The 13,114-nt window shown below is 70.2% G+C and carries 14 protein-coding genes; 8 read left to right on the forward strand and 6 right to left on the reverse strand.

The window, feature by feature from the left end; translation table 11 throughout:
* Positions 1-33 precede the first annotated feature (33 nt).
* The 4 genes from DPQ65_RS15165 (at position 34) to DPQ65_RS15180 (ending at position 2,270) form a co-directional block, all read left to right on the forward strand.
* Positions 34-594 (forward strand): hypothetical protein, encoded by a 561-nt coding sequence (locus DPQ65_RS15165; RefSeq protein ID WP_162802294.1) that lies wholly within the window; start codon positions 34-36, stop codon positions 592-594.
* 91 nt (positions 595-685) lie between these two features.
* Positions 686-1,231: a SigE family RNA polymerase sigma factor gene (locus DPQ65_RS15170; RefSeq protein ID WP_162802295.1), complete on the forward strand. Its 546-nt coding sequence runs from the start codon at positions 686-688 to the stop codon at positions 1,229-1,231.
* Positions 1,232-1,370: 139 nt separating this feature from the next.
* Positions 1,371-1,994, forward strand: coding sequence for a hypothetical protein (locus DPQ65_RS15175; RefSeq protein ID WP_162802296.1), 624 nt, complete (start codon positions 1,371-1,373; stop codon positions 1,992-1,994).
* An 84-nt stretch (positions 1,995-2,078) separates the two neighbouring features.
* Positions 2,079-2,270 carry a Rid family hydrolase gene (locus tag DPQ65_RS15180; protein ID WP_238146896.1) on the forward strand — a complete coding sequence of 64 codons (192 nt, stop codon included), beginning with the start codon at positions 2,079-2,081 and terminating at the stop codon, positions 2,268-2,270.
* Here the strand turns inward: DPQ65_RS15180 and DPQ65_RS15185 are convergent.
* Entirely contained in the window at positions 2,267-2,647 is a 381-nt protein-coding gene (locus DPQ65_RS15185; protein WP_238146897.1) for an Rv2175c family DNA-binding protein, read from the reverse strand. The two genes, DPQ65_RS15180 and DPQ65_RS15185, sit on opposite strands and share 4 nt — an antisense overlap.
* Positions 2,648-2,825: 178 nt before the next feature.
* Here DPQ65_RS15185 and DPQ65_RS15190 point away from each other — a divergent pair, with 178 nt between their 5' ends.
* Both DPQ65_RS15190 and pknB read left to right on the forward strand, forming a co-directional pair.
* On the forward strand, positions 2,826-3,995 hold the full coding sequence (locus DPQ65_RS15190; protein ID WP_114908195.1) for a LysM peptidoglycan-binding domain-containing protein: 1,170 nt from the start codon (positions 2,826-2,828) through the stop codon (positions 3,993-3,995).
* 58 nt (positions 3,996-4,053) lie between these two features.
* Positions 4,054-6,012, forward strand: coding sequence for a Stk1 family PASTA domain-containing Ser/Thr kinase (gene pknB / locus DPQ65_RS15195; RefSeq protein WP_114908196.1), 1,959 nt, complete (start codon positions 4,054-4,056; stop codon positions 6,010-6,012).
* A gap of 135 nt (positions 6,013-6,147) precedes the next feature.
* Here pknB and DPQ65_RS15200 read toward each other — a convergent pair whose 3' ends face one another.
* Genes DPQ65_RS15200 through DPQ65_RS15210 form a run of 3 tightly spaced genes read right to left on the reverse strand, consistent with a single transcriptional unit; the run spans position 6,148 to position 9,672 of the window.
* A complete protein-coding gene (locus DPQ65_RS15200; protein WP_202863174.1) occupies positions 6,148-7,215 on the reverse strand; it encodes a threonine aldolase family protein in 1,068 nt (355 codons plus the stop codon).
* The gene (locus DPQ65_RS15205) at positions 7,212-8,573 is read right to left on the reverse strand and encodes a class II 3-deoxy-7-phosphoheptulonate synthase (RefSeq protein WP_238146898.1); all 1,362 of its coding nucleotides are present in this window, start codon (positions 8,571-8,573) and stop codon (positions 7,212-7,214) included. The genes DPQ65_RS15200 and DPQ65_RS15205 overlap by 4 nt, the downstream gene beginning before the upstream one ends.
* Before the next feature lie 34 nt (positions 8,574-8,607).
* Entirely contained in the window at positions 8,608-9,672 is a 1,065-nt protein-coding gene (locus DPQ65_RS15210; RefSeq protein ID WP_114908198.1) for a lysophospholipid acyltransferase family protein, read from the reverse strand.
* 108 nt (positions 9,673-9,780) lie between these two features.
* Here DPQ65_RS15210 and DPQ65_RS15215 point away from each other — a divergent pair, with 108 nt between their 5' ends.
* Both DPQ65_RS15215 and DPQ65_RS15220 read left to right on the forward strand, forming a co-directional pair.
* Positions 9,781-10,548, forward strand: a complete 768-nt coding sequence (locus DPQ65_RS15215) for an alpha/beta hydrolase (protein ID WP_114908199.1) — start codon at positions 9,781-9,783, stop codon at positions 10,546-10,548.
* Positions 10,538-11,191: a hypothetical protein gene (locus DPQ65_RS15220; protein ID WP_114908200.1), complete on the forward strand. Its 654-nt coding sequence runs from the start codon at positions 10,538-10,540 to the stop codon at positions 11,189-11,191. Before DPQ65_RS15215 ends, DPQ65_RS15220 begins: the two co-directional genes overlap by 11 nt.
* On the opposite strand, the gene DPQ65_RS15225 is transcribed toward DPQ65_RS15220, so the two are convergent.
* Both DPQ65_RS15225 and DPQ65_RS15230 read right to left on the reverse strand, forming a co-directional pair.
* Positions 11,188-11,931 (reverse strand): GAF and ANTAR domain-containing protein, encoded by a 744-nt coding sequence (locus tag DPQ65_RS15225; protein WP_114908201.1) that lies wholly within the window; start codon positions 11,929-11,931, stop codon positions 11,188-11,190. The genes DPQ65_RS15220 and DPQ65_RS15225 overlap by 4 nt on opposite strands.
* A gap of 146 nt (positions 11,932-12,077) precedes the next feature.
* Entirely contained in the window at positions 12,078-13,049 is a 972-nt protein-coding gene (locus tag DPQ65_RS15230; RefSeq protein ID WP_114908202.1) for an SDR family NAD(P)-dependent oxidoreductase, read from the reverse strand.
* Positions 13,050-13,114 lie beyond the last annotated feature (65 nt).

The raw sequence follows: 13,114 nt of genomic DNA on the forward strand, positions 1-13,114 counted from the left end.
CCTCGTGGCGTGCGCGCCGTCGAGGGTATTTTCATGACTCCTACCATCAGCGGCACGCTCTACCACCGCCCAGCCTCATCCGTGCGCGGGGACTCAATCCTTCCTCTCACGGCACTCCGCCGCGCCCATCCGGACCTCTATGACCTACACGCGGCCAAGTACGCCGCTCAGCCGGGGGTGCTTGGTCAGGTGATCGAGCCGCTGGGCTGCACCTGGGGTGACGTCGTCTTCCTCTCGCCAGTCCACCCGGCACCGCTGTTCGCCGCCCTGGCACGAGCGGGCAGAATCGTTCCTGAATCCGAACCATGGGTCATCCCGGCCCGCCGGTTGAATCCGGCCCGAACGGTGATCCGGCTGATGCGGGCGGGCACCACCGGGCACCACCCGGACCCGCACGACTCGTATGACTACCTGCCCTTCACGACGGCCAGTCTGCGAGCCGTTAATCGGGTGACGGTGGATGCCGTGCAGCGGTTGGAGTCCCTGCGACCCGGCGACCCGTGGTTGCCGTGGGTGGACGTGCCGCACGTGCTGCATCGCGGCGAAATTCCGCTCGACTGGTTCTCTTCGCGTCCCGGGGCCCTGGATCATTGATGTTGCCGGGCTGGCTTCGTGGCCGGGTTGAACACTGCCGACTTCAACCTTTCCGGGGGTCAGTGGCCTTATGGGTGTGAGAGGAGGCACGGTGGGCGATGCATGGGCAGCCCGTGACGAGCAGGGCTTCGCGGCCTTCGTGACGGCCCGACGACCAGAGCTTGTGGCCGCTGCGGTCGTGGCCTGTGGTGATGCGCAGGAGGCCGAGGACCTCGTCCAGGAGGCACTCATCAAGGTCGCCATGAGGTGGCACCGCCTGCACGACGAACTGCCGGCCTCCTACGCCCGCCGGATCATCTTTCGCAGCGCCTGGCGAGGATGGAGCCGGCGGGGCAAGCGGGTGCACCTGATGCACTCTGCCGAAGGACAGATCGAAGCCGCGCCCGGGCCGGACCACACCGACGCCCACGCGCAGCGAGCAGAGCTGCTGGACCAGCTCGGGGAGCTCTCGCCGCGGCAACGGGCGGTGCTCTACCTGCGCTACTTCGAGGACCTCACCGAACGCGCGACGGCCGACACGCTCGGCATCAGCACCGGCTCAGTCAAACGGCACGCGCACCTGGGCCTTGCCCGACTGCGCGCGCTCTATGAGCAGACACACCTGCGGGAGGCACACAGTGGCACGCCAGACGCCTGAAGATCTCGAGAACCTTGCCAGGGCTGCTCTCACGGAGGCACACCACGGCGCCCTGCACCAGCACCGAGCCGGTCGAGCAAGCGCCCACGACCTGTGGACGACTGCCCGCCGACGCCGGACACGACGGCGCGGGGTGAGCGTGGCGGTCCTTGCCGTCGCGGCAGTGGGTGTGTCGGGTCCGCTGTGGTGGCCCTCGGGGAAGCCAGCTCTCGACCAGGTAGCTGCCACCGCCCAGCCCTCAGAGTCGGTGAGTCCGGCCGGACGGTCGACCCCACCGCAGGACCAGACCATCCCGACAACGCTTCCTGACGGCCAGCCCTACGACCAGGCGCTGGTCGGTGATCGGGCCAGCAACATCATCGACGCCGTGCGGGCCGAAGCGGGCTATGCGGGATTGCACGTCGACCCACAGAGCCAGGCCATCATCTTGCACTGGGCAGGGCCAGCACCCGAGAGTGTCCTCACCCAGGCACGTGAGCTGGCTGCTTCGTCTGAGCTCGTCGTCGACCCCACGGCACGCTTCTCACGCACCGAGCTGATGGCGATCATGGATATGGTCAGCGATCACACCAGCGACGAACTCCTGATCATGAGCATGGAACCGAACTACCTGATCGGACAGATCACCGTTCAGGCGCTGCCCGAGAGTCCGCTCCACACCGCCACCGACCCCGCGGCACTGATGGGCATCGCCGACCAGGGCGTCAAGGTAAAGGTCGAACTCCTCGAGCCTGAGGACGTACCCACCCTTGGAGTCGGATAGGGAGCCTCCAGCGGAGAAGATCGCGCATGGAAGATGCACGGACGAGGCGCTCGCGTACGAGACCTCTATATTCTTCCGGGCGGGGTGTACGAGACCTCTATATTTTTGCGGGGATCCTGCGGGCTGAATGTCTACCTGACCTCGATGGCCGACTTCGCGGCCATGAACGAGGTCTGCGCCACCGTGTTCGAGACGCCCTACCCTGCCCGCACCACGGTCGCTGTCGCCGAGTTGCCCCTGGGTGCCCGCGTCGAGAACGAGCTGGTCGCCCGCTAGAGAGCCATCTCCTGCGCCCGGCGGCGCACCTCGGTCTTGTTGCCCTCGCGCAGCGAGGCGATCGCACTGCCGCCCTGCAGGGTGTCGTCGGCCTCGTGCAGCCAGTCGATGATCTCCTCATCGGTGTAGCCCCCGTCGTTCAGGACCGTGACCGTGCCGCGTAGCGGCACCAGCGGCCCCTCCTCGGTGAGGAACGTCGCCGGCACGTAGGTCGCCCTGTTGGGCCCCTTGCGGGCACCGATGAGATCACGGTCCTGGAGCCAGGTCTTCACCTGCGCCAGCGAGGCGCCGGTGAGCTCCATGATCTCGGGCACGGCCAGCCAGCCGCTCGTGTCGTTCTCGTCGGATGCGGGAGTTACAGCGTTGTCGTTTACCACATACTCCAGTCTGCCACATGGAGCGACACGCCGTAAATCTGGCGGGATCGCGTTTTCTCGGGTACTTTCCACGTGGGTCACAACATCATCACTGCCCACAAACTGCACAGCACCATCAGTCACCACAACCACAACACAGGCCACTCCCTGAGCGCTGGCCCCACCGAAAGGCCCATTGATGAGCCCCGTCGCGGACCTGCCCCCCGTCCTCCACGTCCAGACACCGGTCGTCGACCTCGCCAACCGCGCCCCACTGGGTCGCCTGGCCACCTCGAAGAAGGCCTGGCAGGACTACCGGGTCAAGTCCGGGGACACGCTCTATGACCTGGCGGACACCTACGACACCACCGTCTCCGCGCTGGCCAAGCGCAACGGGATCACCGGCTATCTCCACGCCGGCGCCGTGATCGAGGTCCCGCGCAAGGCCGCGTCCTCGGGATCCGGCTCCGGGTCGAGCAGCTCCAGCACCCCGTCCGCGAAGGTGACCGTGCGCCCCGGCGACACGCTCTCCCACATCTCGGCCCGGCACGACGTCTCGGTGTCAGCCATCATCAAGGCCAACAAGCTGCCCTCGGCGATGATCTACCCGGGTCAGCGGCTCAGCGTGCCCGGCTCGAAGAGCGCCTCGGCCCCGAAGGCGGACAACGGCTCCGACTCCTCGAGCAGCGCCACCGGCGCCACGGTCACGGTGCGCTCGGGTGACACCCTCTCCGGGATCTCGGCCCGCCACGACATCTCCCTGAGCGCGCTGCTCAACGCCAACCCGGGCGTCAACGCCCGCGGTCTCCAGGTGGGCCAGAAGGTCAGCCTGCCGGCGAGCGCGACCCGCACCTCGGCATACCGCGACGGAGAGGGCGCGAAGGAGGGGGCACCCAACACCTTCCTGCACTACACCTACAGCGACGAGGTCGCCGGCTCCGCGGCGGCCAACCGGGAGCACCTGGCCCAGGCGCCGGTCCCCAGCCGCGACGAGATGTCCCAGATCATCCGCGAGACCGCCAAGCGCCACGGAGTCTCCCCCGACCTGATGCTGGCCCTGAGCTACATGGAGTCGGGCTGGAACCACCGCAGCGTCTCCCCCGCCAACGCCATCGGCGCCATGCAGGTGATCCCGAGCACCGGGGACTGGGCCTCGGCGATGGTCGGGCGCGAGCTCAACCTGCTCGACCCGCACGACAACGCCACCGCCGGTGTCGTCGTCATGCGCGCCCTGCTGCGCTCGGCCGACAACGAGGACCAGGCGATCGCTGGCTACTACCAGGGTCTGGCCGGGGTGCAGAACAACGGGATGTACCCGGACACCAAGAACTACGTGAAGGCGATCCAGGGCCTGCGCGACCGTATGTAGAGGGGCGCCGCCACCCCGCCTCCGAGGTTTTCACCAGGAGTCTCCGTATCCTCGAGGGGTGAGCACCGCGACCTCCGCCGTGATCGACCGTGTCCTGGACGGTCGATACCGTGTTGAGTCCGTGCTCGCCCAGGGCGGCATGGCGGCTGTCTACAGCGCCACCGACCTGCGGCTGGATCGGCGGGTGGCGCTGAAGATCATGCACGCCCACCTGGCCCGCGACGAGGAGTTCGTCTCCCGGTTCCGGCAGGAGGCCCGCACGGCGGCCCGGCTGTCCCACCCGCACGTGGTCTCGGTCTTCGACCAGGGCGAGGACGACGACCTCGTCTTCCTCGCGATGGAGCTTGTCGAGGGCCGCACGCTGCGTGAGGTGATCACCGAGCACGGCGCGCACAGCGTCCGCGACGCCGTCGCCTACCTCGACCCGGTCCTCCAGGCGCTCTCGGCCGCCCACGAGGCCGGGTTGGCCCACCGCGACGTCAAGCCCGAGAACGTCCTGATCCGCGCCGACGGCACGGTCAAGGTCGCCGACTTCGGCCTGGCCCGGGCGGTCACCGCCGCCACCTCCAGCCACAGCAACGAGCTGGTCTGGGGCACGGCGGCCTACCTGGCACCCGAGCAGGTGGAGCGGGGCCGCACCGACGAGCGCAGCGACATCTACTCCGCCGGGTTGCTGTTCTACGAGCTGCTCACCGGCGTCAAGGCCTTCCCGGGCGACAGTCCCGTCCAGGTCGCCTACGCCCACGTGCACGGCGAGGTCCCCCGGGCCGCCGACACCATCCGCACCGTGCCGGCGGAGATCGACGCCTTCATCCAGTGGGCCTCAGCCACCGACCCCGAGCGCCGACCCACCGACGGCAGCGCCGCCCTCACCGAGCTGCGCCACTCGATCCAGCAGCTCTCCGACGGCGAGCTCGATGCCCTGCCGGGTCAGCAGGCCGCCGACCCCGACCTGACGCAGGCCTTCGACCACACCCGACCGTTGCGTCCCACCGACACGGTGGCCGTGCCCCGCCAGGTGCCGGGCCACTACGCCAAGACGAGCGGCAACAAACCCCGCAAGACCAAGGCGCGGCCCACACCCCAGCCTCCCCCGGCGTCTGCTCCCCCTCGCCGCCGCCGACGGATGAAGGTCGCGGGCTGGCTCCTCGGCATACTGCTGGTCCTGATCGGTGCCACCGGCGCCGGTGCGGCCTGGTATTTCACCGAGGGACCGGGCGTGCACTCCCCCGTCCCGACCCTGGAGGGGCTCACCGAGACCGACGCGCGCGCCGCGCTGGACGCAGAGTCATTGGACACCGTCGTGGAGGTGGAGTACTCCGAGACGATTGCCCCCGACGTGGTCATGGCCGCCTCGCACGCACCGGGCACCTCCCTGCGGCACGGGACGGACGTCACCCTCACCGTCTCGCAGGGACCGGAGCGGTATGCCGTGCCCCTGGTGATTGGTCGCACGCTCGACCAGGCGGAACCCATGATCGAGGACGCCAACCTGACGGTCGGCGAGCCGGAGCTGGTCTATGACGAGACGATCCCCGAGGGGCAGGTCATCTCCGTCGAGCCCGAGGAGGGCACCGAGCTCAAGCCGGACGCCGAGGTCACCCTGACGGTCAGCCAGGGCCGCGAGCCAATCGAGATCTCGGACGTGACCGGGGAGTCGCAGGGCGACGCCGAGGAGACCCTGACCGAGGCCGGCTTCGAGGTCGTCGTCAACCCCGACCGGGTCTTCAGCGACTCGGTCGAGGATGGTGACGTGGTCTCCCAGACCCCCGCCAACGGGACCGGCTTCCGCGGCGACACGGTGACGCTGACGATCTCCAAGGGGCCCGAACTGATCGAGGTGCCCTCGGTGATCGGCAAGCAGTGGGGCGAGGCCGAGCAGACCCTCAAGGACGCCGGTTTCAAGGTGTCCCGCAAGGACGTGCTCGGCGGCTACTTCGGCACGGTGCGCACCCAGAGCATCGACGCCGGGGAGATGGTCGAGAAAGACACCGAGATCGTGCTCGAGGTGGTCTGAGGGCTCCGGGCCGGTATGCCGCTCGGCCGGCTCTCCCGGGGCGCGACCCGCCAGGCACGTGCATGGGTTCTACCCACGATGTCGGCGGCACTTCCGGGGTAGTAGTCGTGCACGTGCTGGCCCGTGCCAGCCGAGTCAGCCGCGGGCCGGCTCCCGCGAGGTCAGCAGCTCCGTGAGGACGGCCGCAGTGTGGTCGGTCTGGGCGTCGTCGACGTCCAGGTGCCACACGAATCGGACGTGCTCCGGGCCGGTCGCGTAACCCAGCACACCCCGCTCCCCCGCCGCCTCGATGAAGTCGCTGGCCGCCCACCCGGCCGGCGCCACGTGCAGGACCAGGATGTTGGTGTGCACGGCCGCGGGGTCAACGGCCTCCGGCACCGCGCCGGCCACGGCCGCGGCGACGCGCTGGCAGCGGGCGTGGTCCTGCGCCAACCGGTCCAGCTGGTGCTCGAGGGCATGCCGGCCGGCCGCTGCGAGGATGCCGACCTGCCGCATGCCGCCGCCGAACCTCTTGCGCCAGACCCGCGCTTCTGCCATCCGGTCCCGGGAACCCACCAGGAGGGAGCCGACCGGAGCACCCAGCCCCTTGCTCAGGCACACCGAGACGGTGTCGGCGCAGGCACCGTAGTCCGCCAGCGGCACGCCCGTGGCCACGTGCGCGTTCCACAGCCGCGCGCCGTCCAGGTGGACCGCCATCCCCCGCTCGTGAGCACGGTGGTGCAGGTCCTGCATCGCCTCCAGGGGCTGGACGGTGCCGCCGCCGAAGTTATGCGTGTTCTCGACCACCACGCAGGCTGTGCCGACCTGATAGGCGCCACCCTCGGTGACCGCCAACGCCATCGCGGCGTCCACGTCGAGCAGCCCACCGACGGCTGGATAGCTGCGGGCGGAGATGCCGCTCAACACCGCCGCGGCGCCCATCTCCGCGCGCAGCACGTGCGCCAGGTCGTCGGTGACCAACTCCTGGCCGGGCGCCACATGCAGTCGCACGCCGAGCTGGTTGGCCATCGAGCCGGTGGGGGTGAACAGCGCGTCCTCGTGACCGAGCAGGTCGGCGACCCGGCGTTGCAGGGCCATCACCGTGGGATCCTCGCCATAGACGTCGTCGCCGACCGGAGCCCCGGCCATGGCCTCCCGCATCTCCGGCGTCGGGCGGGTGAGCGTGTCCGAGCGAAGGTCTGCGGTCAGATCGGTCACGCTCATCGTCCAGCCTCCAGCATCGAGGCGACCTGGAAGGCCATCTCCAGACTCTGCTGGTGGTTCAGCCGCGGGTCGCAGAGGGTCTCATAGCGCAGGCCCAGGTCCTGCACGTCCAGGGCACCGGAGCCACCCACACACTCGGTGACGTCGTTGCCGGTCAGCTCGACGTGGATGCCCCCGGGCCAGGTGCCGACCGTGCGGTGCGCCTCGAAGAAGCCGGCGACCTCGTCGATGACGTCCTCGAACCGGCGGGTCTTGTGCCCGCTGGGCGAGGTGAAGGTGTTGCCGTGCATCGGGTCACAGACCCAGGCGACCTGGTGCGCCACCTCGCCGAGGCTCTCCAGCAGCGAGGGCAGCAGGTCGCGGATCGTGCCGGCGCCCATCCGGGTGATGAAGGTCAACCGGCCCGGCCTCCCCTCGGGATCGAGCTTCTCGACCAGCCGCAGCACGTCGTCCCGCGTCGCGGTCGGGCCCAGTTTCACCCCGACCGGGTTGTGCACCTGGGAGACGAAGTCGATGTGTGCGTCGTCCAGGCCGCGGGTGCGCTCGCCCACCCAGATGAAGTGGCCGGAGGTGTTGTAGGCGAGCCCGGTGCGCGAGTCCCGCCGGGTCAGCGCCCGCTCGTAGTCCAGCACCAACGCCTCGTGGCTGGAGTAGAACTCCACCCGGCGCAACTCCTCGGCGTCGGCGACCCCGGAGGCCTCCAGGAACCGCACGGCACGGTCGATCTCGGCGGCCATCTGCTCATAACGGGCCTGCGCCGGGCCGGCCAGGAAGCCCTTGTTCCAGGTGTGCACGCTGCGCAGGTCCGCATAGCCACCGGTCGTGAAGGCCCGCACGAGGTTCAGCGTCGAGGCGCTGGCGTGGTAGACGCTGACCATCCGGTTCGGGTCGTGCGCACGGGCCTCGGGCGTGAACTCGAAGCCGTTGACCATGTCGCCGCGGTAGGCCGGCAGCGTCACCCCGTCGCGCGTCTCCAGGTCCGAGGACCGCGGCTTGGCGAACTGCCCGGCGAGCCGGCCGACCTTCACCACGGGCATCCCCGCGCCATAGGTGAGCACGACGGCCATCTGCAGGATGGTCTTGATGCGTTCCCGGATGTTGGGGCCGGTCACTCCCTCGAGCGTCTCGGCGCAGTCACCGCCCTGCAGCAGGAAGGCCTCGCCACGGGTCACGGCGCCGAGCTTGTCGCGAAGCTGGTCACACTCCCCGGCGAAGACCAGCGGGGGGAAGCCCTGCAGGGTCGCGACGGCCCGCTCGAGCGCCCCGGCGTCCTCCCAGGTGGGCTGCTGCCTGGCCGGCAGGTCGGCCCAGTCGAAGTGCTGCCCGAGGGCTGGGGGTCCGGTCACGTCCGTGGTCACCCGAACATCGTAGGAGCCCCGGCGCCAGCAACCCTCACCGGTGCTGCTGCTCGCCGTCCTCCGGTATGCCGAGGCTCGCCTCATCGTCCCCGCTCGCTGCCGCGGGGGTCCCCTCAGCGCCGGTGTCCTCGGGCGCGCGCGCCTCCTCGGCTTCGTCCGCCGAATCGACCGCGTTCGTGTCCTCGTCCGTGTCCTCGCCTGCGTCCGCGTCCTCAGCCCGGCCCTGGCGGGACCGCAGCTGCTCGCCCACCTGCTCCAGCTGGGTGCGTGCCGTCTCGAACTGTCCCTCGATCTGGGTGCGCGCCGTCGCTGCCCGCTCCTCGACCTGGAGGCGCACCTGCTCGGCCGTGACCCTGGTCTGGTCGACCGCCTTGTCCACGGCGACCCGGGCACCCTCGACGGCGGCCTTGGCACGGGCGGCGATCCGCTCCTTCACCGAGGCGGCGTAGTCGTCGACGTACTCCTGGCCGGAGAGCTGCATCAGCTCGTACATGATCTCGTCGGTGATCGAGCGCAGGACGGTCCGGTCGTCCTCCATGCCCTCATAACGGGAGAAGTCCAGCGGCCTGCCGAACCGGACACCGACCTGCCCGCGTTCGATGTTCGGGATGACCTGACCGGTGGGCTGGGCCTTCTCGGTGTTGATCATGGCCACCGGAATCACCGGCACCCTGGCCTCCAGGGCCAGCCGCGCGACCCCGGTCTTGCCCTTGTAGAGCTTGCCGTCCGGGCTGCGGGTGCCCTCGGGATAGATGCCGAACAGCTCGCCCCTGTTCAGCACCCGCAGACCGGAGTTGAGGGCAGCCATGCTGGCCGAGCCGCCAGAGCGGTCGATCGGGATCTGGCCCAGGCCCTTGAAGAAGTTCTTGGTCAACCAGCCCTTCACCCCGGTGCCGGTGAAGTATTCGTTCTTCGCCGGGAAGGTCATCCGACGGTCCACCACCAGGGGCAGGAAGATCGAGTCAGAGAAGCTCAGGTGGTTGCTGGCAAAGATGGCGCCGCCGCTCTCGGGCACGTGCTCCACGCCCTCGACCCACGGCTTGAAGAGCGTCTTGACCACGGGGCCGATCAGCACGTGTTTCATCAGCCAGTAGAGCACCAGGGACCTCCTCGTTCATCGCCCGGTCTCACCTCATGGCCGCGAGCGTTGTCGCCGCCCGGGGACTCGGACAACCGCAGGGGCAGTCTGTCATGACAAGATCGTGTTGTGCAGATCCTTCAGGGCGCGCAGCCCCACCGGTCCTCGGGTGCCGGCGAGCACGCCGACACCGCGGTCCTGGTGCTGCACGGCATCACCTCCACCCCGCAGATGGTGCGTCCCGTGGCCGAGCACCTCGCCGAGGAGGGCTTCGCCGTCTCGGCGCCGCTGCTGCCCGGGCACGGCACCACCTGGCAGGACCTGGCCACGACCCGGTATGCGGACTGGCTGGCGGCCGTCGTCGCCTCCCTGGAGGCGTTGCGGGCCGAGCACAGCACGGTGGTCACCTTCGGGGTCAGCATGGGTGGGGCGCTGGTCACCGATGTCGCGGCGCGACGTCCGGAGCTGGTGGACGGCCTCGTTCTGGTCAACCCTGCCTTCGGCGCGACCGACTGGCGCCTGCGGGTCATCCCTCACCTCAAGCACGTGGTGCCCGTCGCACAGGGCATCGCCGACGACATCCGGCGGGATGGACCCCCGCGCGAGCTGGCCTACCGGTGGACACCGCTCAAGGCCTTTGACTCCTTCGTCGAGCAGTGGCCCCGACTGGTCCGCCAGCTCCCTGACGTCCACCAGCCGGTGCTGTTGGTGCGCTCCCGGCACGACCAGGTGGTGCCACCGGTGTCCGCGGAGACCTTCCTGGGAGCCGTCGGCAGCCAGGACGTCACCGTCCGCTGGCTGGAGGACTCCGGCCATGTCGCGCCCTTGGACCACGACGCCGAGGAGCTGATTGCGATCACGAGCGAGTTCGTGGGCAGGATGGGGCATGGCCACTGAGGGATCCGGGCGGGAGGACCGCCCCGACGACGCGGACGACATCGATGCCCGCTTCGAGGAGATCGTCTCCGGTCTGCGGGCCGAGCAGCAGGCGACCCAGCAGCAGCGCCGCGAGGCCCTCCGCCGGGCCCAGCAACAACGCCGCACTGCCAACCGGCCGCTCGAGGGCTTCGATGACCCGAACCCGTGGCCTCCCGGCTCGCGCCGCTCCGACGCAACCCCCACCGAGGAGCCGACGAACGCCCCCGCCGCAGACGGCACGAACCCACCGTGGTCAGATCCCTCCACCCCCTCACCCGAGCCTCCCACCGGGCAGCCGCCGGCTGCCCGCGGAGGCGAGCCTCCGCATACGCCTGAGCCAGCCGAGCCTGCCTGGCGCGGCTGGGAGGAGTCGGACGAGGAGGAGCACTTCATCCCGCCGACCCCGCCCCTGCCCGCCGGTGACCTGCACCTGTGGGCGATCGTCGTCGGACTGCTGGGTGGGCCCATCCTGCTGATCCTCAGCTCGGTCTTCCGCGTGCTCGACAGCGGCTGGTGGACCACGCTCGGCATCCTGCTGTCCGTCGGCGGCGTCGTCCTGCTGTTCCTGCGACTGCCCAAGCACCGGGACGACACCGACTCCTCCGGCGGCGCCCAGGTCTAGCCGGTGGCCGCCGGGGCCGTCGGCGCGGCGCCGACCTCCACCCTCAGGTCGGTCTCGCCCCGGGCGGCGTCCGTGAGCGGGCGCGGGTCGGTCTGCTGCACGATCGCCAGAGCCACGTCCCGCAGCTTGGTGTTGGTCTCGTTCGACCGGCGGCGCAGCACCTCAAAGGCCCGGTCCAGCGAGATGGCATAGCGCTCCATCAGAATGCCCTGCGCAGCGCCGATGGTCAGTCGGCTCTGCATCGCGGTGCGCAGGCCATCGAACTGGTAGGCCTGCTGGACGGCCACCCCGGAGAGGCGGGCGTAGACGGCGGCCAGGTCGATGGCGCTCTGGTCGAACATGCCGACGTCCCGGGAGTACATGGTGAGCGTGGTCGAGGCCCCATCCACGGGTAGCAGGAGCGTCAGGGACGAGCCGACCCCCAGCGCCCGTGCCTGGGCCACCCACCGGGGCCAGCGGCGCTCGGTGGCAAAGTCCGGCACGCGGACGATCTCGTGGTCCCACTCCGTATCCAGAGACGGTCCCTCCCCCATCTCCACCTGCAGGGCGTCCAGCTGGCCGGCGAGGTCATGCGTCGCCGACGACTCCTCGATCCGGCCACGCCGGATCACGGACACGGCGCAGAAGTCACACCCCGGGACGTTGTGCTGCGCCTCCTGGACCACCTGGTCGAGGGTGTAGTCCAGCTCCGGCTCGGCGTTCAACCGCTCCACGAGAGCGGCCAACTCATGTTCGTCCATCCGAGCCTCCTGGCTGTCAGTTCGCCGGTCGCGACACGTCGGGACGGGGTTGGCCTGCACTCTAGCGGTCCGGCGCGGGTGCCCCGGGTCTGGTCACAGAACTGGCCGTGCGAGATCCAGCGCGGCCTGGAGTGGCGGGCGCCCCGTCAGGCGGCCCCGCCCCGCTGGTTGGTGCGCCGCGCTGCCCGGCTGCCGAGCAGGGTCAGCGTGTCGACCGCAGCCCGGGCTCCCCGGGACAGACCGGCGCGGGCCTGCCTCCCCGGGACCGCCGCGTGCGGTGAGACCGTGCTCCGGGACGGGGTCGACATCGTGGGCAGCAGCCGGGAGGCCAGTCCCAGCGCGCGCACCGTGGTCGCCGGCGCGATGCCGTGCACCCGGGAGCCGATCTTGGCCAGTGGGGTCAGGGTCACCAGAGGGCGGCCGTCCAGCACGCCCTCGACGATCTTGCGCGCCGCACGGTCGACCGACATGGTCAGCAGCGGGAGCGAGGCGGCCGGGCCGAACCAGGCGAACTCGGCGTCGTGGTCCCCGGTGAAGTGCGCACGCTCGTGGGACCCGGTGCGCATCAGCCCGGGCACGATGGTCGTGGCGCTCACCCCGGTGCCCGCCAGCTCGGCGGCCAGGCCCTCGCTGAACCCGACCGCGCCGAACTTTGCCACGGCATACGGCAGCAGGTGCGGTGGGGCGACCTTGCCGCCGATCGAGGTCACGGTCCCGATCCGTCCATGGCCCCGCTCGCGCATGTCGGGCAGGACTGCGCGGGTCAGCCTGATGGGGCCCCAGAGCATGGTGTCGATGGCCTGCTCGTAGTGCTCCTCGGTCATCGAGTCGGCCGGGCCGACCTGGATGACCCCGGCAACGCTGACCAGCACCTCGACCGGGCCCAGCGCGTCGCGCACCTGGCGCACCAGCGCCAGCACCTGGTCAGGATCGCGGACATCACACGGGAACGCACGGACCGGGCCCTCGGCTCGCAGCAGGTCCTCGGCACGTGCCAGGTCCGCCGGTGTCCTGGCGCAGATGGCCACCTGGTGCCCGCGGCGCAACAGCTCGCGGGCGATGACCAGGCCGAGCCCCCGGGAGGCCCCGGCCACCAGGGCGACGGGTGCAGAGGTCATCCTCCGACGGTAGGCCCCGGCGCTGCCACGCGCTCCCTGAAGTCATGCCTCCGTCGGGTGGCCTC

This window comes from Ornithinimicrobium murale (genome assembly GCF_003352835.1).
Lineage (GTDB): Bacteria > Actinomycetota > Actinomycetes > Actinomycetales > Dermatophilaceae > Ornithinicoccus > Ornithinicoccus muralis.